Source organism: Xanthomonas sp. SI (assembly GCF_014236855.1).
In the GTDB taxonomy this organism is placed as follows: Bacteria; Pseudomonadota; Gammaproteobacteria; order Xanthomonadales; family Xanthomonadaceae; genus Xanthomonas_A.
This window is the reverse complement of record NZ_CP051261.1, coordinates 318,400-340,828: the sequence shown is the minus strand read 5'-3', so window position 1 is coordinate 340,828 and position 22,429 is coordinate 318,400. Positions and strand designations below refer to the sequence as shown.

General features: G+C 69.4%; 18 protein-coding genes and 1 pseudogene. 8 read left to right on the top strand and 11 right to left on the bottom strand.

The features are described 5' to 3' along the window. Window positions 1-6: 6 nt before the first annotated feature. The 3 genes from HEP75_RS01535 to aceB form a co-directional block, all read right to left on the bottom strand. Window positions 7-1,053, bottom strand: coding sequence for a GGDEF domain-containing protein (locus tag HEP75_RS01535; protein WP_185825186.1), 1,047 nt, complete (start codon window positions 1,051-1,053; stop codon window positions 7-9). A 295-nt stretch (window positions 1,054-1,348) separates the two neighbouring features. After that, entirely contained in the window at window positions 1,349-2,644 is a 1,296-nt protein-coding gene (gene aceA / locus HEP75_RS01530; RefSeq protein WP_185825185.1) for an isocitrate lyase, read from the bottom strand. Between the two features lie 143 nt (window positions 2,645-2,787). Beyond that, window positions 2,788-4,431, bottom strand: a complete 1,644-nt coding sequence (gene aceB, locus HEP75_RS01525) for a malate synthase A (RefSeq protein WP_185825184.1) — start codon at window positions 4,429-4,431, stop codon at window positions 2,788-2,790. 108 nt (window positions 4,432-4,539) lie between these two features. On the opposite strand from aceB, the gene HEP75_RS01520 reads away from it, so the two are divergent. The 3 genes from HEP75_RS01520 to HEP75_RS01510 all read left to right on the top strand — a co-directional run bounded on the left by HEP75_RS01520 (window position 4,540) and on the right by HEP75_RS01510 (window position 6,807). Beyond that, window positions 4,540-5,508 carry a LysR family transcriptional regulator gene (locus tag HEP75_RS01520; RefSeq protein WP_185825183.1) on the top strand — a complete coding sequence of 323 codons (969 nt, stop codon included), beginning with the start codon at window positions 4,540-4,542 and terminating at the stop codon, window positions 5,506-5,508. 155 nt (window positions 5,509-5,663) lie between these two features. Continuing rightward, window positions 5,664-6,386: an AraC family transcriptional regulator gene (locus HEP75_RS01515; protein ID WP_185814882.1), complete on the top strand. Its 723-nt coding sequence runs from the start codon at window positions 5,664-5,666 to the stop codon at window positions 6,384-6,386. Window positions 6,387-6,456: 70 nt separating this feature from the next. Then, complete coding sequence (locus HEP75_RS01510; RefSeq protein ID WP_185825182.1) at window positions 6,457-6,807, top strand: VOC family protein; 351 nt, start codon at window positions 6,457-6,459, stop codon at window positions 6,805-6,807. A 96-nt stretch (window positions 6,808-6,903) separates the two neighbouring features. Here the strand turns inward: HEP75_RS01510 and HEP75_RS01505 are convergent, their stop codons facing one another. Further along, window positions 6,904-7,536: a TetR/AcrR family transcriptional regulator gene (locus HEP75_RS01505; RefSeq protein WP_185814880.1), complete on the bottom strand. Its 633-nt coding sequence runs from the start codon at window positions 7,534-7,536 to the stop codon at window positions 6,904-6,906. Between the two features lie 128 nt (window positions 7,537-7,664). On the opposite strand from HEP75_RS01505, the gene HEP75_RS01500 reads away from it, so the two are divergent. Continuing rightward, window positions 7,665-8,705 carry an MBL fold metallo-hydrolase gene (locus tag HEP75_RS01500; RefSeq protein ID WP_185826459.1) on the top strand — a complete coding sequence of 347 codons (1,041 nt, stop codon included), beginning with the start codon at window positions 7,665-7,667 and terminating at the stop codon, window positions 8,703-8,705. Window positions 8,706-8,816: 111 nt separating this feature from the next. Here HEP75_RS01500 and lepB read toward each other — a convergent pair whose 3' ends face one another. The 4 genes and pseudogenes from lepB to HEP75_RS22200 all read right to left on the bottom strand — a co-directional run. Next, on the bottom strand, window positions 8,817-9,446 hold the full coding sequence (gene lepB / locus HEP75_RS01495; RefSeq protein ID WP_185814879.1) for a signal peptidase I: 630 nt from the start codon (window positions 9,444-9,446) through the stop codon (window positions 8,817-8,819). A 436-nt stretch (window positions 9,447-9,882) separates the two neighbouring features. Beyond that, window positions 9,883-12,039, bottom strand: a complete 2,157-nt coding sequence (dcp, locus tag HEP75_RS01490) for a peptidyl-dipeptidase Dcp (RefSeq protein WP_185825181.1) — start codon at window positions 12,037-12,039, stop codon at window positions 9,883-9,885. A 249-nt stretch (window positions 12,040-12,288) separates the two neighbouring features. Beyond that, window positions 12,289-13,254, bottom strand: coding sequence for an isoaspartyl peptidase/L-asparaginase (locus tag HEP75_RS22205; RefSeq protein ID WP_255424062.1), 966 nt, complete (start codon window positions 13,252-13,254; stop codon window positions 12,289-12,291). Window positions 13,255-13,518: 264 nt separating this feature from the next. After that, window positions 13,519-14,040, bottom strand: a pseudogene (locus tag HEP75_RS22200) (cyanophycinase); the annotation flags it as partial. Between the two features lie 349 nt (window positions 14,041-14,389). Between HEP75_RS22200 and HEP75_RS01480 the strand changes: the two are divergent. The 3 genes from HEP75_RS01480 (at window position 14,390) to HEP75_RS01470 (ending at window position 19,143) form a co-directional block, all read left to right on the top strand. Beyond that, window positions 14,390-14,962 (top strand): sigma-70 family RNA polymerase sigma factor, encoded by a 573-nt coding sequence (locus HEP75_RS01480; RefSeq protein WP_185825179.1) that lies wholly within the window; start codon window positions 14,390-14,392, stop codon window positions 14,960-14,962. Further along, window positions 14,943-15,998 (top strand): FecR domain-containing protein, encoded by a 1,056-nt coding sequence (locus tag HEP75_RS01475; RefSeq protein ID WP_185826458.1) that lies wholly within the window; start codon window positions 14,943-14,945, stop codon window positions 15,996-15,998. Before HEP75_RS01480 ends, HEP75_RS01475 begins: the two co-directional genes overlap by 20 nt. Before the next feature lie 106 nt (window positions 15,999-16,104). Then, window positions 16,105-19,143 carry a TonB-dependent receptor gene (locus tag HEP75_RS01470; protein ID WP_255423959.1) on the top strand — a complete coding sequence of 1,013 codons (3,039 nt, stop codon included), beginning with the start codon at window positions 16,105-16,107 and terminating at the stop codon, window positions 19,141-19,143. 153 nt (window positions 19,144-19,296) lie between these two features. Here HEP75_RS01470 and HEP75_RS01465 read toward each other — a convergent pair whose 3' ends face one another. Together HEP75_RS01465 and arfB are read right to left on the bottom strand one after the other, a co-directional pair. Next, window positions 19,297-19,899 (bottom strand): lysophospholipid acyltransferase family protein, encoded by a 603-nt coding sequence (locus HEP75_RS01465; RefSeq protein ID WP_185814874.1) that lies wholly within the window; start codon window positions 19,897-19,899, stop codon window positions 19,297-19,299. A gap of 3 nt (window positions 19,900-19,902) precedes the next feature. After that, a complete protein-coding gene (gene arfB, locus HEP75_RS01460) occupies window positions 19,903-20,334 on the bottom strand; it encodes an alternative ribosome rescue aminoacyl-tRNA hydrolase ArfB (RefSeq protein ID WP_185814873.1) in 432 nt (143 codons plus the stop codon). A 190-nt stretch (window positions 20,335-20,524) separates the two neighbouring features. Between arfB and HEP75_RS01455 the strand changes: the two genes are divergently transcribed. Continuing rightward, on the top strand, window positions 20,525-21,064 hold the full coding sequence (locus tag HEP75_RS01455) for a DUF2059 domain-containing protein (RefSeq protein ID WP_185825177.1): 540 nt from the start codon (window positions 20,525-20,527) through the stop codon (window positions 21,062-21,064). A gap of 295 nt (window positions 21,065-21,359) precedes the next feature. Here HEP75_RS01455 and HEP75_RS01450 read toward each other — a convergent pair whose 3' ends face one another. Next, window positions 21,360-22,160 (bottom strand): pseudouridine synthase, encoded by an 801-nt coding sequence (locus HEP75_RS01450; RefSeq protein WP_255424061.1) that lies wholly within the window; start codon window positions 22,158-22,160, stop codon window positions 21,360-21,362. Window positions 22,161-22,429: the final 269 nt, after the last annotated feature.

The window sequence follows — 22,429 nt, the reverse complement described above, 5'->3', positions numbered from 1 at the left end:
ATGGGCTCAGCGCGAGCCGGAGGCGAGGTCGTGCCAATACAAGCGGTTGCCGCCGAGGCGCTTGGCCTCGTACAGCGCGGCGTCGGCGTTGGCGTACCAGTCGTTCCAATCGGATTGCGGATCGACCCGGCTGATGCCGATGCTGACCGGGCAGATGTGCGGCAGCGGGTGCGGCACGCCGAGCAGGTTCTGCACGGTGGCGATCACGAACTCGCCGATGCGGCGCAGGTCGTCCGCGTTGCCGGTGGACACCAGCAGGCAGAATTCGTCGCCGCCGAGGCGGCAGGCGATGTCGTCCTGGCCGGCGACGGAGCGCAGGATGTTGGCGACGTTCTGCAGCACGCGGTCGCCGACCAGATGGCCGTGCTCGTCGTTGATGCGCTTGAAGCGGTCGCAGTCGATCAGCAGCAGGCCGGGGCCGGGCGAGCGGCCGTCGCGGCGGCATTCCTGCAGGCGCAGGATCAGGCCGCGGCGGTTGTGCAGGCCGGTCAGTTCGTCGGTGCGCACCAGCTCTTCGGTCTGGGTGAGCTGGTGGGTGGTGGCGTACAGATTGTCCAGCGCCGCTTCCAGGTCGTGGTTGCGGCGGCGCAGCTGGCGGATCAAGGTCTGCTCGTTCATCACCACGCGCATGATGGTGCGGCGCAGGAAGTAGGCGACCAGGCCCGGATCGCGCTCCACCAGGCGCTGGAAGTCGTCGTGGTCCAGTTCCACCAGCACGCCGTCGCTGGCGGCGATGGCGTCGGCGCTGCGCATGTGGCTGCCGATCAACAGGCCGAGCTCGCCGAAGAATTCGCCGTGTCCGAGATGCTTGACGACCAGGTCCTCGCCGAAATCCAGGTCGATCACGCCGCTGTTGATCACGAACATGGCGCTGCCGCCGTCGCCGCGCCGGAACAGCACGTCGCCGGCGCGCACCGTGCGCGAACGGCCGAACTCGGAGAACAGGCGCAGCTCCGCGGCAGTCAGCACCGTCAGCTCATTGGGCTTGGGAGCGACCACAGCAACCGTCGGAATTGTCTCGCGTGCATTGGACGCGGCGCTGTCGCAGCTCATCCAGCCCCCCTACTGCTCTTGGCGTCGCCCGCCATCTTGCGCAAAGCATAGCACCTGAACGAATCTCCGCTGATGCGATCACATTCAATCTCGCAAGGGCGGAGACCGAGAAAGGGCCAGGAATCAGGCCTTGTCGGTCCAGCGGTACGGCGTCGCCGCACCCAGTCCTGTCGCAACTCGTAGACACCGCACCGTCGCCTGCTCAGACACCACAGCGCACGCAAAAAAAAGCCCGGGCGAACCCGGGCTCTCCCCTCCCATGGGGATCGGCAAGCAATGGACGCCTGGCTGCAGGTCAGGCGGCCTTTTCGCCGTGGAACTGCTCTTCTTCCGTCGAGCCCTTCAGTGCGGTGGTGGAAGACTGGCCCTGCTGGATCGCCTGGGTCACCGCGTCGAAGTAGCCGGTACCGACCTCGCGCTGGTGCTTGACCGCGGTGAAGCCGCGATCGGCGGCGGCGAACTCGGCTTCCTGCAACTCGACGAAGGCGCTCATCTGTCGGCGCGCATAGCCGTGCGCCAGATTGAACATCGAGTAGTTCAGCGCATGGAAGCCGGCCAGGGTGATGAACTGGAACTTGTAGCCATAGCGGGCGATCTCTTTTTGGAACGTGGCGATGGTCGCGTCGTCCAGGTTCTTCTTCCAGTTGAAGCTCGGCGAGCAGTTGTAGGCCAGCAGCTTGCCCGGGAACTTCGCGTGGATCGCCTCGGCGAACCGGCGCGCGAATTCCAGGTCCGGCTTGCCGGTCTCGCACCAGATCAGGTCGGCGTAGGGCGCGTAGGCCAGACCGCGGCTGATCGCCTGGTCCAGGCCCTTGTTGGTCTTGAAGAAGCCTTCGACGGTGCGCTCGCCGGTGGTGAACGGGCGGTCGTTGGGGTCGATGTCGCTGGTCACCAGGTCGGCGGCCTCGGCGTCGGTGCGCGCGACCAGCAGCGTCGGCACGCCCAGCACATCGGCGGCCAGGCGCGCGGCATTGAGCTTCTCGATCGCCTCGCGGGTCGGCACCAGCACCTTGCCGCCCATGTGCCCGCACTTCTTCACCGAAGCCAGCTGGTCCTCGAAGTGCACGCCGGCCGCGCCGGCCTCGATCATCGCCTTCATCAGTTCGAAGGCATTGAGCACGCCGCCGAAACCGGCCTCGGCATCGGCCACGATCGGCTGCAGGAAGTCGATCTCGTCCTTGCCCTCGGCATGGTGCAGCTGGTCGGCGCGCAGCAGCGTGTTGTTGATGCGCTTGACCACCGCCGGCACCGAATCGGCCGGGTACAGCGACTGGTCCGGGTACATCTGCCCGGCCAGGTTGGCGTCGGCGGCGACCTGCCAGCCGGACAGGTAGATCGCGTTGAGCCCGGCCTTGACCTGCTGCATCGCCTGGTTGCCGGTCAGCGCGCCCAGCGCGTTGACGAAGTCCTTTTCGTGCAGGTATTTCCACAGCTTCTCGGCACCGAGCCGGGCCAGCGAATGCTCCACGTGCACGGTGCCGCGCAGGCGCACCACGTCGGCGGCGGTGTAGTTGCGGGCGATCCCGGCCCAGCGCGGATCGGTGTCCCAGGCGTGCTGGATCTGTTCGGCGGTCTGCAACGTGGTGCTCATCTTGCGTTCTCCTCGGAATGGATACGGCGATGAAACGGTGGAGCGGTGTTTCGGACGAAAAGCATGGAAGGCACGGAAGAGGTCAGGCGCAGGAATGTCGCTTTCACGATTCCCCATTCCCGATTCCCCACTCCCAGCTCCAATCACTCGATCATCTGGTAAGCCGGCAAGGTCAGGAACTCGGCCAAGTCCTCGCTGCGGGTCAGCGTGTCCAACAGCGCGATGGCGTCGTCCAGGCGGTTGCCGCCGGGCAGCAGCGCGCGTTCGCCCAGGCGCGCCGGCAGCTGGCGCATGCAGCCGTCGAACAGCGCGAAGTCGATCGCGGTGCCGTCGTCCAGGTGCAGGCCGCCCACGTGCAGCCACTGCCATAGCTGGCTGCGGCTGATCTCGGCAGTGGCCGCGTCTTCCATCAGGTGGTGGATCGGCACGCAGCCGTTGCCGTCCAGCCATGCGGCCAGGTAGCGCACGCACACTTCGATGTTGCCCTCGAAGCCGGCGCGGGTGATGGTGCCGGTGGATGGCGCGATCAGCGTGTCGCGGTCGGCCTGCACGTCCTCGCGGCGCACGTCGTGCTGGTTCGGCGCGCGCATGTGCTCGTCGAAGATGGCGCGGGCGATCGGGATCAGCGCCGGATGCGCGACCCAGGTGCCGTCGTGGCCGGCGGTGACTTCGCGCAGCTTGTCCGCGCGCACCCGCGCCATCGCCTGCTCGTTGGCCGCCTCGTCGTGGCCGATCGGGATCTGCGCGGCCATGCCGCCCATCGCATGCGCGCCGCGGCGATGGCAGGTGCGGATCAGCAGTTCCGAATACGCCTTCAGGAACGGCTGGGTCATGGTCACCTGGCCGCGCTCGGGCAGCACCCGGTCGGGGTGGCGGCGGAAGGTCTTCAGGTAGGAAAAGATGTAGTCCCAGCGGCCGCAGTTCAGGCCGACGATGCGCTCGCGCAGCGCATGCAGGATCTCGTCCATCTCGAACACCGCCGGCAGCGTCTCGATCAGCACGGTGACCTTGATCTGGCCCTGCGGCAGGCCCAGCATCGCCTCGATGTGCGACAGCGCGGCTTCCCACAGCGCGGCCTCTTCCATCGATTGCAGCTTGGGCAGGTACAGGTACGGGCCGCGGTCCTTGGCCAGCAGCGCGCGGCCGTTGTGGAAGGCGAACAGCGCCGCGTCGAACAGGCCGCCGGCCAGTGGCTGGCCGTCGACCAGCACATGCTTTTCGTCCAGGTGCCAGCCGCGCGGGCGCACGATCAGCACCGCCTGCTCCTCAAAGGGCTTGAGCGCGTAGCGCTTGCCCGCGCTGCCGTCGCGCGCCTGCGGCGCGCTGAAGGTCAGCGTGCCGGCCACCGCCTCGACCAGCGCGCGCTGCCCGGCGACCAGGTTGCGCCAGGTCGGCGCGGTCGAGTCCTCGAAGTCGGCCATGTACACCTTGGCGCCGGAGTTCAGCGCGTTGATGACCATCTTCGGATCGGTCGGACCGGTGATCTCGACGCGGCGGTCCTGCAGGGCGGCCGGCAGCGGCGCCACGCGCCAGTCGCCGGCGCGGATCGCCTGGGTGTCGGCACGGAAGTCCGGCAGGCCGCCACCATCGAAATAGGCCTGGCGCTCGCGGCGCGCCGCCAACCGCGCCTGGCGCTCGGGTTCGATCGCCCGGTGCAGCGACACCAGCAAGGCCAGCGCCGCCGGCGGCAACAGGGCGTCCTGGCCGGCCAGCGAGGCGGTCAGGGTGATGCCGGGGGTGGAGCGGTCGGCGGACGGGGATGTAGCGGCGAAGGCGGCGGCGGACATGGTGGGGTTCCTCGATGTTTCCGGGATGTCACCGTGCTTCCGCAGCAAGTATTTGACAATACAGTTTTATCAATGCATTAAATAAGCACACCTTATAGTTGTCACATCATGGCCACGCGCGGCACCGCAACCCCGCGTTTTCCTTACAAATCCGACCGGCTGAAGCCGCTGCGCGCGTTCTGCCAGACGGTGCGCCTGGGCTCGGTCTCACGGGCGGCCGAGGCGCTGTTCGTCAGCCAGCCGGCGGTGACCCTGCAATTGCAGGCGCTGGAGCGCGAACTGGGCGTGGTGCTGCTGGAGCGCAGCGGACGACGCCTGATCCCCAGCCGCGAGGGCCAGTTGCTGTACGAAATGGCGCAGCCGCTGGTGGAAAGCCTGGACCGGCTGGAGGCCGATTTCCGCGAGAAGGCGCGCGGGCTGGATGCCGGCGAACTGAACATCGCCGCCAACAGCTCCACCATCCTGTACCTGCTGCCGAAGATCGTGGAGAACTTCCGCGCGCGCCACCCGGACGTGCGCCTGACCCTGCACAACGCGATCAGCGCCGACGGCACCGAGTTGCTGCGCGAGGACGCAGTGGACCTGGCGGTCGGCTCGATGCTCGACGTGCCGGCCGACCTCAGCTATGCGCCGGTGTACCGTTTCGAACAACTGCTGATCGCCCCGCGCGACCACCCGCTGGCGAACACGCCCAAGCTGACCCTGCACGACCTGTCGCCGTATCCGCTGATCCTGCCGCCCAAGCGCCAGGTGACCTACCGCCTGGTCGACCTGGTGTTCCAGCAGGCGCGGGTGCCGTACACCGTGGCGCTGGAAGTGGGCGGCTGGGAGGTGATCAAGCAGTACGTGGCGATGGGCATGGGCATCTCCATCGTCAGCTCGATCTGCGTCACCGAGGCCGACCGTGGAAAGCTGGCCACGCGCTCGCTGAGCGACTATTTCCCGTCGCGCAGCTACGGCGTGGTGGTGCGCAAGGGCAAGTTCCTGTCGCCGCAGACACGCGCCTTCATCGAACTGATCCAGCCGGACCTGTTCACCCCGCGCGGCTACGACGAGAGCGGGCCGTCGGAGCGCTGAGGCGCCGTGGCCCGGCGAACCGGCCGCTTCGCGCGCCGCGCCGGGTGGCCGCAGGCCGTCCGGTTGCGCTGGCAGGCTCGCGGCGGCGCCGGACCCAGGACATGCCGGCTGCCTGCTAAGGTGAAGCCGCACATCGCCCACCCACCGCCACAGCCTTGAATCCCTCCTCCCGCTACGCCGAAATCGCCCCGCCGCCAGCCTTGCGCGATCGCCTGCGCTGCAGCTGGCGCTTTCGCCAGGGCGATGCCGATCCGCTGCCGACGCAGGTCCTGCCGGATGGCTGCGTGGACCTGATCTGGGACGGACGCGCTCTGTTCGTGGCCGGACCGGACCACGAAGCCAACGTCGCGACGCTGGCGCCGGGCAGCTTACTGAGCGGGGTGCGCCTGGCGGCAGGCGCGGGCGCGAGCCTGCTCGGCGTGCCGCTGCATGCCATCGCCGACCAACGCGTCGCGCTGGAGGCGTTGTGGGACGGCCGCGGTCGCGACTGGCAAACACGGCTCGAAGACAGCACCGAACCGCTGACGTTGCTGCATGCGCTATGCGCCAGCCGTCCACTCGTGGCGGACCGGCCGATGGCCTGGGTGTTCGCGCAATTGGCCGGCGACGATGCGCCGCGCATGGCCGAACTCACGCGCAGCCTCGGCATCAGCGAACGCACGCTGCGGCGCCGCTGCCAGGATGCATTCGGCTACGGCGCCAAGACCCTGGAACGCATCCTGCGCCTGCAGCGCTTCCTGCGTATCGCCTCCGGTCACGCCACGCTGACCGCGGCCGCGCTGCAAGCCGGTTACGGCGATGCCCCGCACCTGGTCCGCGACAGCCGCCAGCTGACCGGCCTCAGCCCGCGCGACCTGGTGCAACGACACGCGCGCTGAGCTGGCCGTTTTCGCCAAGCCGGCAGCGGCGCGGCGATGGATACTGGCCGCCCTTTCCACGGAGCCCGCCATGAGCCGCGCCGACCAGCAGCACCGCATCGACTACCTGGAACTCGCCGTCGCCTCGATCGCCGCGGCCAAGGCCTTCTACGGCCAGGCTTTCGACTGGACCTTCCAGGACTACGGCCCGGACTACTGCGAATTCCGCGACGGCCGCCTCAGCGGCGGCTTCTTCCACGGCACCGCGCAGCCCGGCGGCGCGCTGGTGGTGCTGTACTCCAACGACCTGGCCGACACCCAGGCGCGCATCGAAGCCGCCAGCGGCCGCATCGTCCGCCCGGTCTTCGAATTCCCCGGCGGCCGCCGCTTCCATTTCGCCGATCGCGACGGCTATGAGTTGGCGGTGTGGTCGGAGGGGTGAGGGCTGGGGACGACTGCGGCGCAGAGGCCGCTGTACGTCTGCGGCACTGCCGCCTATAGGCAACCGCGTACTGGCGCAATGGCGCGCCGCACGCACTCAGCCGCGCGCGTAATGCCGCAAGAACATATCCGCCGCCGACTCCGCCACCTGCGCCTGCTGCGCGGCGTTCAACGCGGGCTGGCCCATGGCGATCTGCGGCCAGAACGCGAAGCCCTTGACCAGGCCTTGCAGCTGCTGCGAGGCGAACTCCGGATCCAGCGGCTGCAGGCGGCCGTCGGCCAGGGCCGCGCGGATCCAGACCGTGGTGCCCTCTTCCTTGCTGCCCAGTTGCGCGATCAGTTCGCGGGCGCGCTCGGGCGAGTGCACGCCCTGGGCGATGGCCACGCGCGACAGGTCGATGAAGGCCGGGTCGTCGAGCAGCCGCAGCTTCTGCTGCAGCAGTTGCAGCAGTTGCTCGCGCAACGGCCGGTCGGCGCGATACGGCACGTCGAGCGTGTCCGCGCTGCGCTGCCACAGCCGGCGCAGGATCTCGGCGAACAGCGCGTCCTTGCTCGGGAAGTGGTTGTAGACGGTGCGCTTGGATACGCCGGCGCTGGCGGCGACGCGGTCCATGCTGGTGGCGTCGAAACCCTGGCTGCGGAACTCGGCGATTGCCGCCTCCAGGATGGCCTGGCGCTTGCGCTCGGTCAGGCGCACCGGGGCCGGTGCGGGGTCGGATGAACTGGACATGTGGACATTTTACACCGGGCGGTTTACTTTCCTCTCAAGGAAACTACACTGTGTAGTGTAATTTTCATGCCACACCCCCTCCCTCCACATCCTTCTGGAATACCGCCGTGCTCGCCTCCGCCCGCCAGATGCCCCGCTGTTCGCCGTCCCCGCATGCGGCCTCGCCGCAGTTCCGCGATGGTCGTTTCCGCAATGCGGCGCCCACCGCGACCAGTGCGCTGGGCTTTTTCCCGACCCTGCGCCTGATGTGGGACTTCCTGTTCAACAAGCCGGCGCACACGGTGCCGTCGCTGCCGCTGCCGGTGCTGCCGCTGACCCGCGCGCAGCTGCTGGCCGCGCCGGACCACAGCCTGTTCCGGCTCGGCCACTCCACGGTGCTGATGAAGCTGCACGGCGGTTTCTGGCTGACCGATCCGGTGTTCTCCGAGCGCGCCTCGCCGTTCGCGTTCGCCGGCCCCAAGCGCTTCCATGCGCCGCCGATCGCGCTGGACGACCTGCCGCCGATCGCCGGGGTGATCCTGTCGCACAACCACTACGACCATCTGGACCGCGCCACCATCCGCCGCCTGGCCGACCGGGTCGGCGTGTTCGTGACGCCGCTGGGCGTGGGCGACCTGCTGCTGCGCTGGGGCGTGGACCCGGCCAAGGTGCGGCAGCTGGACTGGTGGCAATCGACCACGGTGGACGGAGTGACGCTGACCGCGACGCCGTCGCAGCATTTCTCCGGCCGCGGGCTGTTCGATAGCGGCCGCGCGCTGTGGTGCTCGTGGGCGATCCAGGACCACGCGCTGAAGATCTTCTTCAGCGGCGACAGCGGCTACTTCGACGGCTTCAAGGCGATCGGCCAGCGGCTGGGTCCGTTCGACCTGACCTTGATGGAAACCGGTGCCTACGACGCGCAATGGCCGCACGTGCACATGCAGCCCGAGCAGAGCCTGCAGGCGCACCTGGACGTGCGCGGACGCACCATGCTGCCGATCCATAACGGCACCTTCGATCTGGCCCTGCATGCCTGGCACGAACCGTTCGAGCGCATCGTCGCGTTGGCGGTCGCGGCCGGCGTGACGCTGGCGACGCCGCGCATGGGCGAGCGCGTGGACCTGACCGCGCCGGTTGCCGGCGACCGCTGGTGGCGCACGTTGGGCGCGGTTCCTGCGGCCGCGCGTTGAAGCGCTGAAGCAGCAACGTTGCCAATGCCGGCGCGGTCCGCGACCTGCGCCGGCACATCCTTCGGAGACTGCACGCGCTGGCCGCATGACGCGACCGACACGCGCATGGCATTACAGGCGCAGCCACTCCAGGCCTTCGCCACGGCGGTAGTACACCGCCAGCGCCTTGCCGTAGACGCTGTCGGCATCGACGAAACCGAAGTAACGGCCGTCCAGGCTGTTGCCGCGATGGTCGCCGACCGCCAGCAGCTTGCCCGGCGGCACGCGCACGTCGTACAGGTCAGGGCCGCCGCCGGCGTCCAGATCCAGGTGCGCGATGCGTTCGCCGAACCGTTCCTCGTCGCCGGCGCTGCCGATCCGCAGCGGCTGGCCGTTGATCGACAGGTGGCCGTCGCGCAGGTCGACGCGGTCGCCGGCCACCGCTACCACGCGCTTGATCAGGCGGGTGCCGTCGCGCGGCGAATCGAACACCGCCACGTCGCCGCGCTGCGGATGGCCGCGTTCGAGCAGGCGCCATTCGGTGAACGGCGCACGCAGCCCGTAGGCGCTCATGTCCACGGCAACGCGGTCTCCGGGTTGCAGGGTCGGCTGCATCGAGCCGCTCGGGACCACGTAGTGGTTGGCGAACGAGGAACGCGCGGCAGTCAGCAACAGCAGCATCACCGCGATCGGCAGCAGTTCCTTGCGCGTCCAGCGCGCGGCGCGGTGCAGGCGGGAGTCTTGCGGGTCGGTCGAGGTCATGGAACACCTGTGGGATTCGGGTGGGAGGACATCGCGGGGTTGCCATTGCGACAGTGCGCGCGTCGCCGCACGGGTACCAGTGACGGAAGACATGGGGCGGCGCTTGTGCCGTCGGGAGGCCGGCTCGGATGGGTTCACGGATACGGAGGCGGTCGGGGCTGAAGCCCCTCCTGCAGTGCACCCAAGCAGGCAGTGCATGCTCTTCATGTGGGAGCGGCGTTAGGTCGCGTCGGCTAGCGGTGCGGCACGGAACACGGTCGGCAGTCGGCTTCGGAAGCCATGGCGCTCGAAACGAGTGTGCGCACGGTTTAGGAGACTGTCGGGGCTGAAGCCCCTCCTACAGGGTTACCGCGGCCATTTCGCGGCTTCCACAACGAAGAACGGGATGGCCGTTGGGCCATCCCGTTCTCGATCACCGCTGGCGGCGAGGTGCGACTCAGTTCTTCAGACCGCGGTTTTCCAGCAGCGGTTCGACGCTGGGATCCTTGCCGCGGAAATCGCGGTACAGGGTGGCCAGGTCGACGGTGTTGCCGCGCGAGAGGATCTTGGCGCGGAAGACGTCGCCGTTCTTGCGCGACAGGCCGCCGTTCTCCTTGAACCATTCGAACGCGTCGTCGTCGAGCACTTCCGACCAGAAGTAGGCGTAGTAGCCGGCCGAGTAGCCGCCGCCCCAGATGTGGTCGAAATAGGTGGTGCGGTAACGCGGCGGCACTTCGGCCACGTCCACCTTGAACTTCTTCAGCGCGTCGGCCTCGAACTTGTCCACGTCCTGCAGCGGGGCGTCGGCCGGCTGGGTGTGCCAGGCCAGGTCGAGCAGCGCCGCCGACAGGTATTCGGTGGTCGCGTAGCCCTGGTTGAAGGTGCGCGCCTTCTTGATCTTCTCCACCAGCTCGGCCGGCATCGCCGCGCCGGTCTGGTAGTGCTTGGCGTAGTGCGCGAACACCTTCGGATCCGAGGCCCAATGCTCGTTGAACTGCGACGGGAACTCGACGAAGTCGCGCGAGGTCGCGGTGCCGGCGATCGACGGGTACTTCACCTTGGAGAACATGCCGTGCAGCGCGTGGCCGAACTCGTGGAACATGGTGGTGACGTCGTCGAAGCTGAGCAGCGCCGGCTGGCCGGGCGCGGGCTTGGTGAAGTTGCAGACGTTGTACACCACCGGCTTGGCGCCGGTGAGGCCGTCCTGCTCGACGAACACGTCCATCCACGCGCCGCCGGACTTGCTGTCGCGCTTGTAGTAGTCGGTGTAGAACAGCGCCATCGAGGTGCCGTCCTGGTCGAACACTTCGTACACCTTCATGTCCGGGTTGTAGGTCGGAATGTCGGTGCGTTCCTTGAAGGTGATGCCGTACAGCTCGGTGGCGGCGTAGAACACGCCGTTCTTGAGCACGTTGTCCAGCTCGAAATACGGCTTGATCTGCGACTCGTCCAGGTCGTACTTGGCCTTGCGCACCTGCTCGGCGTAGAAGTCCCAATCGGACGCGGCGAGCTTGAAGCCGCCCTTCTGCGCATCGATCACCTTCTGCATCTCGGCGACTTCGCTGCGTGCCTTGGCGGTGGCCGCCGGCACGGTGTCGGTGAGCAGCTTCAGCGCCGCGGCCGGGGTCTTGGCCATCTGGTCGCCCAGGCTGTAGGCCGCGTAGCTCTCGAAGCCGAGCAGCTTGGCCTTCTGCGCGCGCAGCTGGGCCAGGCGCTGGATGGTCTGGCGGGTGTCGTTGGCGTCGCCCTTCTCGGCGCGCGACTGCGAGGCGGCCATCACCTGGGTACGCAGCTCACGGTCCTTCAGCGAGGCCAGCACCGGCTGCTGGGTGGTGTTCTGCAGGGCCAGCAGGTACTTGCCGTCGAGCTTGCGCGCGGTGGCGTCCTGCGCGGCCGAGGCGATGTCGCCCTCGGACAGGCCGTCGAGCTTGGCCTTGTCGTCCACTACCACCGCACCGGCGGCGGTGGCCGCGACCAGCTTGGTGTGGAACTGCGTGGCCAGCGTGGTTTCCTCGACGTTGAGCTTGCGCAGCGTCGCCTTGTCGGCATCGGACAGCTGCGCGCCGGAGCGCACGAATTCCTCGTAGTCGCGCTCGACCAGGCGCTTCTGCTCCGGCTCCAGGTTCAGCGTGTCGCGCTGGTCGTAGATCGCCTTGATCCGCGCGAACAGCTTCGGGTCCAGGCTGATCTCGTCCTGGTGCTCGGCCATCTTCGGCGCCACCGCTTCCTGGATCTTCTGGCGTTCGTCGTTGGTGTCGGCCTGGACCAGGCCGAAGAAGATCCGCTGGACCCGGTTCAGGGTCTCGCCGCTGCGTTCCATCGCCTCGATGGTGTTGGCGAAGGTGGCCGGCTCGGCGTTGTCGGCGATCTTGCGGATCTCGGCCAGGTGCTGCTTCATGCCCTCTTCGAACGCGGGCTGGTAGTCGGCGTCCTTGATCTTGTCGAACGGCGGCGCCTGGAACGGCAGCGTGCTGGCGCTCAACAGCGGATTGGCGGCGGCGGGCGCGGGGGACTGCGAAGCGGCGGGGGCGGCGGGCACGGGGGTGGACTCCTTACCGGAACAGGCGGCCAGCGCCAAGCTGATGGCGGCGGCCAGAACGACAGTACGCGACATGGGGTGGAACTCCTGACAGGGACATGGTGGCGGGGCAGCCGCGCACGCTACGCGGTTTGCGCTGGGGCGGCATGTGCCATTGGATCTGGGGATGGCGGGCGCGGCGTGGGCATGGCGCCGAACGCCTTGGCGCAGCGGCCTGGGCAGGCGCTTTGCGGACAGATTCTGTCGCGGCTGAAGCCGCTCCTACCGTGCGCAGCCGGCCTTGTAGGAGCGGCTTCAGCCGCGACAGGAACTTGCTCAAGCCGGTTACGGCGCCCCAGGCAGCGGCAGCGCCTCGTCCTTGAAGATGGCCACGTGCGGCACGCCGTCGGCGCCGATCCAGCCGCGGTACATGCCTTCGGTGTTGAACGGGAAGGCGACGCTGCCGTCGGCGCCCAGCGCGATCGCGCCGCCGTCGCCGCCGGCCTTGGGGATCTGCTGGTCGATCACCGCCTCGGCCGCCTGCGCCAGGCTCTGCCCGGCGTATTTGACCCGCGCGCAGATGTCGTAGGCCGCCACCGCGCGGATGTAGAACTCGCCCCAGCCGGTGCCGGACACCGCGCAGCGGCTGTCGGCATAGGTGCCGGCGCCGATGATCGGCGAGTCGCCGATGCGGCCGTAGCGCTTGTTGGTCATGCCGCCGGTGGAGGTGCCCGCGGCCAGCCGGCCCTGCGTGTCCAGCGCCAGCGCACCGACCGTGCCGAAGTGCTTGGCGGTCTCCAGGTCGGCGTGCGCCTGCTTGTTCGCCTCTTCCTTCAGCGCCTGCTGCAGTTGCTTCCAGCGCTTGTCGGTGCGGAAGTAGGACGGATCGACCAGGGTCACGCCGTGCTGGCGCGCGAACACCTCGGCGCCGTCGCCGACCAGCATCACGTGCTCGGACTGGTCCATCACCGCGCGTGCCAGCTGGATCGGGTTCCTCACCCGGTGCACCCCGGCCACCGCGCCGGCCTTGCCGCTGGCGCCGTCCATGATCGCCGCGTCCAGTTCGTTGCGGCCGTCGTGGGTGAACACCGCGCCCTTGCCGGCGTTGAACTGCGGCGAGTCCTCCAGCACCGCGATCGCCGCGGCGACCGCGTCTACTGCCGGCTTGCCCTGCGCCAGCAGCGCCTGCCCGGTGCGCAGGGCGGTTTCCATCGCCGCGCGCGCCTGCGCCAGGTCGGCGGCACTGCTGCTGGCGCGCTCGACCCCGGCGCCGCCGTGGATCACCAGGGTGGTGGCGGGAATCTCGCGCATCTGCCCATCGCGCACCGCGTAGTAGCGGTGGAACACCGGCGCATCGACCCGGCCTTCGGGCAGATGCAGGGTGGAACCGGGGCCGACGCCGACGGTCTCGATGCGCGCTGCCTGCAGCGGCTTCCCGGCCGGCGTGGGCGGCTGCAACGGGCCGGCGACCACGGTGGCACCGGCCTGCGGATCGGTGGCATAGACCCGCGCGCTGCCGTCGCCCTCCACCGCCAGCGCCGCGCGCTCGTCCACGCCCAGGCCGATCAGCGGCTGCCCGGCCGGGGCCAGCGTCGCCGCCTTGGCGCGGAACGCGAACAGCCGGCCGAGCCGGTCGCGTTCCTTGAAGTGGGTGTCGGTGATGACCCGCTTGAGCAGGTCCAGGTGCAGGAAGCCGGTCTCGATGGTGGTGGCCGGCCCCAGCGGATCGGCCAGCGCCGGCGCGCTGGTCAGGCTGCCGCCGTCCATCGCCCCGTACAGGTACTCGCCGAGCATGGCCAGGCCGGCGCTGGTGCCGCCGAGTGGCTTGCCGGCGCGCACGTGCGCGTCCAGCGCGGCCGCCACCGGCGTGCCCTTCCAGTAGCGCACGTAGCGCGACTGGTCGCCGCCGGCGATGAAGATGCCGTCGGCGCGGGCCAGGCTGCGCAGCAGCGCCGGATCGCTGGAGGCGCCGCGGCCGCTGAACACGAACGTCTCCACCGAGGCCACGCCGCCGACGTCGCGGTAGAACTCCTCGGCCACTTCGTTGCCCTGCGAGGCGCGCAGCACCACCACGTGGCCGTGCCCGGCCTTGGCCATGAACCAGCGCAGCGCGTCGTAGTTGCGGTCGCCGCCGCCCATCAGCAGCAGCCCCGGCGCGACCGGGCCGGGCGTGGGCAGGGCCGGGTCGCCGACCAGGTACTGGCGGTAATCGCGCGCGGCGGCGGGCGCGGCCAGGCACAGGCCCAGCAACGCCACCATCCAGGGCCGGAACGTGCCGACGAAACGGGTCATGCGGATCTCCTCGAGGGGCGGACGGGAACCGCACGGGCGGTTCGTTGCAGACAGGGGACGAACGGCGGCGCGGTTTCCCCCCTCGCCGTTGTACCGGTTCGCGGCGCCGTGCGGGCGCTGCCACGCGGACGGACGATCGGCTAATGTGGGATGCATGCCCGCCTCCCTCGACGATTGGTTCGTCCACGAGATCCTCGTCCACGAGCAGGCGCTGAGCGGCTACCTGCGGCGCTGCTGGCCGCAGCCCGACGAATGGCACGACCTGCGCCAGGAAATCTACGTGCGCGTCTACGAGGCCGCCGGCAAGGCGCGGCCGAGCCTGCCCAAGTCGTTCCTGTTCGCCACCGCGCGGCACCTGATGAGCGACCGGCGGCGGCGCAGCCGAGTGGTGTCGATCGAGGCAGTGGGTGATTTGGAGTCGCTGCACGTCCTGGTAGACGAGCTGTCGCCGGAACGCTGGTGCGGCGGGCGGCAGGTACTGGGACGGCTGGCGGCCGCCTTCGACCGCCTGCCCGACCGCTGCCGCAGCGTGATCTGGCTGCGGCGGGTCGAGGAACTGTCGCAAAGGGAGGTGGCCGTGCGTCTGGGCATCAGCGAGAAGACCGTGGAAAAGCACGTGGCCAAGGGCATGCGCCTGCTGGCCGATCATTTTCATGGCGACGACGGCGCGCGAGCGCCCGCGGCGCCGCGGCGGGCACGGGCGCAGGATGGACAGCAGGCGGATTGAGCTGCGCGCGGCGGCGTGGCTGGCGCGCTGCGACCGCGGCGACTGGACGCCGCAGCAGCAGGCGCGACTGGAGGCGTGGTTGGCGGCGGCCACGGCGCACCGGGTGGCGTTCCTGCGCCTGCGCGCGGCGTGGCAGGAGAGCGGGCGGCTGCAGGCGCTGGGCGCCGGCCAGCGCGACGGCGGCATTCCGCCGCGCGGCAGCTGGCGCGGGCTGGCGGCTGGCGACGGCGCGGCGGCCGCCACCGCGTCCGGCGCACCGACCGACCTGGGCCAGTTGCGCTTCGCACCGCGCCCGCCGCCACGCACGCGCCGGCGCTGGCCGCTGGCGCTGGCCGCGACGCTACTGCTCGGCGCGGTGCTGGGCCTGGCCTGGCGCCAGTCCGCGACGCCGCCGGCGGTCGCCTACGCCAGCGCCACCGGCAGCCTGCGCCCGCTGGCCTTGGCCGACGGCTCGCACGCCACGTTGAGCAGCGACAGCCGCATCGACGTGGCCCTGTCGCGCGCGCAGCGGCATATCGACCTGCAGCGCGGCGAGGCGTTCTTCGAAGTGAGCAAGGATCCGGCGCGGCCGTTCGTGGTCGCCAGCGGCGCGCGCCGGGTGATCGCGGTGGGCACCCGCTTCGCGGTGCGCCGCGACGCCGACGCGCTGCGCGTGGTGGTCACCGAAGGCACGGTGCGACTGGAATCGGCGGCGACCCCGCAGGCGCCGCCGACCCTGCTGCCGGCCGGTAGCATCGCCCTGGCCGGTCCGCACGGGGTGCTGGTGCGGCGGGTCGCGCTGGCCGAGGCCGAACGCGCGCTGGACTGGCGCAACGGCTACCTGACCTTCGACGACACCCCGCTGCAGGCGGCGGTGGCCGAGTTCAACCGCTACAACACGGTCAAGCTGCAGGTGGCCGACGCCGCTGCCGGCGCGCTGCGCGTCGGCGGCAATTTCCGCTGGTCCAACACCGAGGCGTTCGTGCGCCTGCTCGAGCAGGGTTTCCCGATCCGCGCCGAGCGCCACGGCGACCAGGTGCTGTTGCACAGCCGCTGAGCGCGAACGCGGTCGGTATGGGGGGATTTGCGCAGCTCGTTCGTCCTGTCTAGCGGGGGCGTGGCCTTGCGCCTGGTTTAGGGGAGAAGACTCGATGCGATATCCGATGCGTGTCCTGCTGCTGAGCATGGCCTGCGCGACCGCCTGCGCGGCGCAGGCGCAATCCGCTGCCGACGGCCAAGCCGCCGGCACCCAGCTGAACATTCCCGCCGGCCCGCTGCGCGCGGCGCTGGAGGCGCTGGCGCGGCAATCCGGCGCGCAGCTGATCTACCGCGCCGACCAGCTCGACGGCGCGCGCAGCGCCGGCGCGCACGGCCAGTTGGACACCGCGCAGGCGCTGCAACGCGTGCTGCACGGCAGCGGCTTCGTCGCCCAGCGCGATGCCTCCGGCGCCTGGCTGGTGCGGCGCCAGGAGCCGGCCCCGGCGCCGCGCGCGCAACCGGTGCGCGCCGCGCTGCCAGCCGCCGCGCCCGCCGAACCGGTGGCCGAGCTGCAGACGCTACAGGTCACCGGCTCGCGCATTCCGCGCGCGCAGTTGGAAGGGCCGGCGCCGATCAGCGTGATCAGTGCCGAACAGATCAAGGCCAACGGCTTCACCTCGGTGCCGGACGTGCTGCGCGCGATGACCCAGAACGGCGGCGAGACGCAGAGCCCGCAGTCGGCCAGCGGCGCCGACTTCTCGCCCGGCGCGCAGCAGGTGGACCTGCGCGGGCTCGGCCCCAACCACACCCTGGTGCTGGTCAACGGCCGCCGCATCGCCGACTTCCCGATGCCGTTCAAGGGCCGCAGCAACTTCACCGACATCTCCAACATCCCGCTGGGCATGATCGACCGCATCGAGATCCTGACCGGCAGCGCCTCGGCGATCTACGGCTCGGACGCGATCTCCGGCGTGGTCAACTTCATCCTCAAGAAGCATGCCGACGGCACCACCCTGGACTACCGCTTCGGCGACACCAGCGGCGGCGGCGGCGACAGCTTCAACCTGAGCGTCAGCAGCGGTTTCTCGCGCGGCGCATTCGATGCGGTGTTCGGCGCCGAAGCGGTGACCCAGAATCCGCTGTGGGCCTACCAGCGCAGCCGCCAGGACAGCACCCTGGACGGCCCGACCGAGCGTTCGCAGGTGCCGCGCCGCACCTTCCTGCGCACCGACTACGACGACAACTACCTGGATCCGGGCGCGGCCACCTGCGAGGCGCTGTCCGGCCTCAACCGCGGCAGCACCGGCTACGCCTCGCGCCCGGGCTACGGCGAGTTCTGCGGCAGCAGCGCGGCGATCGGCTACGGCACCATCGGCAACAAGCGCCGCGGCATCAACGCCTACGCCTCGCTGAGCTATGCCTTCGATGGCGGCACCGAGTGGTTCGCCGACCTGCAGCTCGGCTACCACGAGCTGTCGCTGTTCCGCGACGTGACCCAGTGGGGCTACATGGCCCCGGACGGCAACGAGGAAGGCTATTTCTACAACCAGGCCAGCGACCAGATCGAGGCCTGGGGCCGCCAGTTCAGTCCCGAGGAAATGGGCGGACTCAACGCCGGCACCATCCGCACCCGGCAGAAGACCTTCAGCCTGACCACCGGCTTCAAGGGCAAGCTGGCCAGCGACTGGGACTACGAGGCCAGCCTCAGCCATTCGCAGTACCAGGCCACGATCAGCTGGCCGCAGATCGTCGCCGAGCGCGCCAACGCGCTGTTCCTCGGCCCGCAGCTGGGCGTGGACGAAGATTCCGGCCTGCCGATCTTCAATGCCGACCCGCAGCGCCTGTACACGCCGCTGACCCGCGACGAATACGACAGCATCGCCCAGCGCAGCGTCTACCAGCCGCGCTCGCGCACCGACACCGCCGCCTTCACCGTGACCAATCCCAGCCTGTTCGCGCTGCCCGGCGGCGACGCCGGGCTGTCGGCCACCGCCGAGTTCGGCAACCAGGGCTACGACCTGCGCCCGGATCCGCTGGCCACCCAGTACTACTACTACAGCTGGAAGGACTCCGACGGCCACGGCAGCCGCAACCGCTGGGCACTGGCCAGCGAGCTGCGCCTGCCGGTGCTGTCGACGCTGGCGCTGAGCCTGGCCGGACGCTACGACCAGTACCGCTTCTCCGGCCGTACCCTGGGCAAGTTCACCTACAGCGGCGGGCTGGAATGGCGGCCGCTGGACACGCTGCTGCTGCGCAGCTCCTACGGCACCGCGTTCCGCGCGCCGGACCTGCACTACATCTACGCCGGCGCCGGCAACGACGAGACCTCCGGAGTGGACTACTACCGCTGCGCCAGCGAAGAACCCGGGGTGGCGATCGAGGACTGCAGTTACAACGACGAGGCGATCATCCGCGGCCGCAGCGGCAACCGCAAACTGGATCCGGAGACCAGCACCTCGTGGACCGCCGGCGTCGTCTGGTCGCCGCGTCCGGAGCTGGACGTGTCGGTGGACTACTTCGACATCGACATGCGCAACCAGGTGCAGGACCTGCGCGTGGACCAGGTGCTGCGCGACGAATCCGAATGCCGGCTCGGCAACCTGGATGCGGCCTCGACCACCTGCCAGCAGGCGCTGGCGCGGGTCACCCGCAGCGCCGACGGCGACCTGTACGGGGTCTACGTCAACCCGATCAACATCGCCCGCGAAAGCACCAGCGGCATCGACCTGAGCACCCATTACCGGCTGGACAGCGGGATCGGCACCTTCCGCTTCAGCGGCAGCTACACCTGGGTGCGCCGCCACGACATCCAGGTCTACGCCGGCGAAGCGATGGTGGACGAATTCGCGGTCAACAGCGGCTACGACATCCCGCGCAGCAAGGCCAGCGCCAGCGTGTCGTGGGAACGCAAGGCGTGGTCGGCGACGCTGCACGGCGAGCGCCTGGGGCGCCTGCCCAGTTCCGATTCCTACGATCAGGTCTACGACCCGGACAGCGGCGACAGCCCATGGATCGGCGCCACCTACCGCTACAACGCCTCGGTGCAGTACCGCATCGGCGACCATGCGCAGCTGTCGCTGGCGGTGACCAACCTGTTCGACAAGATGCCGCCGCGCGACCGCACCTACACGGCGTATCCGTACTACGACGTGTCCTGGTTCGACACCGTGGGCCGCAGCCTGTACCTGCAGTACACGCACAAGTTCGGCGGCAGCGCGTTGTAAGGCCACCGCTACTGGCGCGTTCTTCGACTGTTCGCAGGTCGGCGCGATCCTGTAGGAGCGGCTTCAGCCGCGACAGGATGCTACCGGTAACGCCCGGTCGCGGCTGAAGCCGCTCCTACAGGAATCGCATTCGCATCGAGGTGCCGGCCAGCCTCACAACGTATCGCGATGCTTCCCGCGCCACGGCCGGTACCAGGTGCGGATCGCGGCAATGTCGGCCTGCATGTCGGCGCTGGTGTGGAACAGCGGGCCGAGGCCGACGGTGCGGCTGGGGTAGTCGAAGTACACCGGGAAGATCGGGATCTCGGCGCCATGCGCGATCTTCCAGAAACCGACCTTCCACTTCTCCACCCGCTTGCGCGTGCCTTCCGGGGTAATCACGTACCACATGCGCGGCGCCTGCCGGATCAGCGCCACCGCCTGCTCGACCACGCCGCGCGGCGACTTGCGGTCCAGCGGGATGCCGCCGAGCTTGCGCAGCAATGGCCCCAGCGGCCACCAGAACAGCTGGCTCTTGCCCATCACCCGCACCTCGAAGCCGACCGCGAACTTGACCGCGAAGCCGAGGAAACCGTCCCAGTTGGACGAATGCGGGGCGACGATCATCACCAGCTTCGGCACGTCCGGGAACTCACCCACCACCCGCCAACCGGTCAGGCGCAGCGCGGTGCGGCCGAGCCAGCGGCCGAAGCGGCTGGGCTTGACCATCGGCATGTTGGGGGTGGCGGGGGGCAACGAAAAATCGCGTTCGCTCAAAAGTCACTCCCAGCGGCCGGGCGAACGGCCACGTTTGATCTGGCTGCGCTCGCGCTTGTCATCCAGGCGCCGCAGCTTTGCGCCCTTCGAAGGTTTGGTGGCGATGCGCCGCTTCGGCACCGACAGCCCGGCGGCGATGAACTCGGCCAGGCGCTGCCGCGCATCGTCGCGGTTGCGGTCCTGGGTGCGAAAGCGTTGCGCATCGATCACCAGCACGCCCTCGGCGGTGATGCGCCGGTCGCGACGCGCCAGCAGCCGCGCACGCAGCGGCTCCGGCAGCGACGGCGAGCCGGCCAGATCGAAACGCAGCTCCACCGCGGTGGAGACCTTGTTGACGTTCTGCCCGCCGGCGCCGCTGGCGCGCACGAAGCGCTCGACGATTTCGCTTTCCGGAATCGCCAGGCTGTTCGAGATGTGGATGGCCCCATTACCCATCCGCGAATTGTAGGGCATCCGCCAGACGGCTTGATTTTCCAAGGCCCGCGGCCGCGACGTGAAGACCCGGGCAGCGCCGGCGACTGCGGCGCGACGCCGGACCTGGGCCGGCCACGCGGGCCGGCGCAGACGGCGAGGCCGCGGCGATTCCCGTATCCTGGCCGCCGGTCATAGCCTTGCAGGACGCTCGATGAACCCGACCCCGCTCCTTTCCCGTCGCTGGCCGCAGCGCCTGCTGCTGGCCGCGCTGCTGGCCCTGGCCGCGGGCCCCGCGCTGGCCGAGCCGCCCAGCGACGGCGACGTCAACCGCCTGCTGTCGGCCTCGCGCGCGCAGAACATGCTCGACAGCATGCTGCCGCAGATCGAGGCGATGCAGCGCCAGCAATTCGCGCAACTGACCGCGCAGCGCCCGCTCGACGCGGCACAGCAGCAGAAGGTGCAGCAGATCCAGGAGCGCACCCAGGCCACCGTGCGCAAGGCGCTATCGTGGCAGGAAATGCGCCCGCTCTACGTGAACCTGTACAAGCAGTCGTTCTCCAAGCAGGACGTGCTGGCGATGGCCGAGTTCTACGAGAGCCCGGCCGGCCAGAGCATGCTCGACAAGACCCCGCAGCTGATGCAAAACCTGATGGGTGCGATCCAGCAGAAGATCACCCCGCTGTTCACCGACCTGCAGAAGGACCTGGAGCAGACCGTCAACACGCCGCCTCCGGCGCCGGCGAAGAAGTAGTCCTGGCGCGGCCAACGCGCCGCGCCCCTGGGTGCGACGCGCTGCACTGCGCTTCCTGTAGCAGCGGTTTCAACCGCGACGAGCGAAGCGGCTGGCGTTGCGCTTGCGGCAGAGGTCTGGATCGACATGTCCCGGCCGCAGCTGGAAGCTCAGGCCGCGCAGAAGGCATCGTCGGAACGACTTTGGGTGGCGTTATTAGGTCATGCGTCGTCGCGATCGGGCATTACCGGTAGCTCCGGTCGCGGCTGAAGCCGCTCCTACACAAAGCGCTCACCACGAACCATCTGGAAAAGCGCTAGCCAGCGACCTCGTCTGGCGCATCTGCCAATCGTTCCGCCTCGCTCCGCATCCACGGCGTAGGCGACCAGCCGAACAACCCGAACGCGCGCACGAACTCCGCATCCAGCGGTGCGTTCACCTCGATCCGGCGCCCGTCCGGATGCGGGAACGCCAGGCGCTCGGCGTGCAGCAGCATGCGGTGCACGCCCTGCATGCGGAAGATGCGGTTGTGGCGGCCATCACCGTGGCTGGTATCGCCGATCAGGTGATGCGACAGATGCTTGAGGTGGCGACGGATCTGGCGGAAACGCCCGGTCACCGGGCTGCAGCGCAACAGCGCGTAGCGCGAGGTGCCGAACTCGCCCGACGGCACCTGCAACTCGCCGCAGGCCAGGCGCTGGAAACGGGTCTGCGCCGGTTTCTTCAACGGCTTGCCGGGGCCGCCGTCGAGGTCGTGGTCGACGTCGAAGCGCTCCTCGGCCGGCCAGCCGCGACAGATCGCCAGGTAATCCTTGTCCACCTCCCCCGCCATCAGCGCCTTGCCCAGCGCGCCGGCGGTGTCGCGGTCGAAGGCCAGCAGCAGGCAACCGCTGGTGGCGCGGTCGAGCCGGTGCACCAGGAAGATCGGACGTCCCAGTTGCGCGCGTAGGCGATCGGCGAGGAAGTCGTCCTCGCCGCGGGCCAGCTTGCTGTCGTGGACCATCAGCCCGGCCGGCTTGTCGACCACGGCCAGGAACGGGTCCAGATAGAGGATCTGCAGGGAATCGGAAGAAATGCTCACCGCCGGATTATCCGCGCCCGGCGCCCCCGGCCACAATGCGCGCGTCACGCAGCGTCCGGTTCCAGGCCGCCGACGTCGCCGCGCGATGGTTCGACGATGGCCTCCCCACAGCTGCGGAGTCCCGATGAAATGCTGGAACTGCCCAACGCTCGGCCCGTGGCGACCGGCAGCCGTATCGGTGCCATGGCGTGTCGCTTCCGCGTAAGTCGCGCCGCGTTTGCGCGCGCACGCTGCCATGGCATCGCGTGGGCTCACGTCTTTCCGTTTCCTGCCCAGGCACGCGCAAGCATGGCGCGATCTGCTCA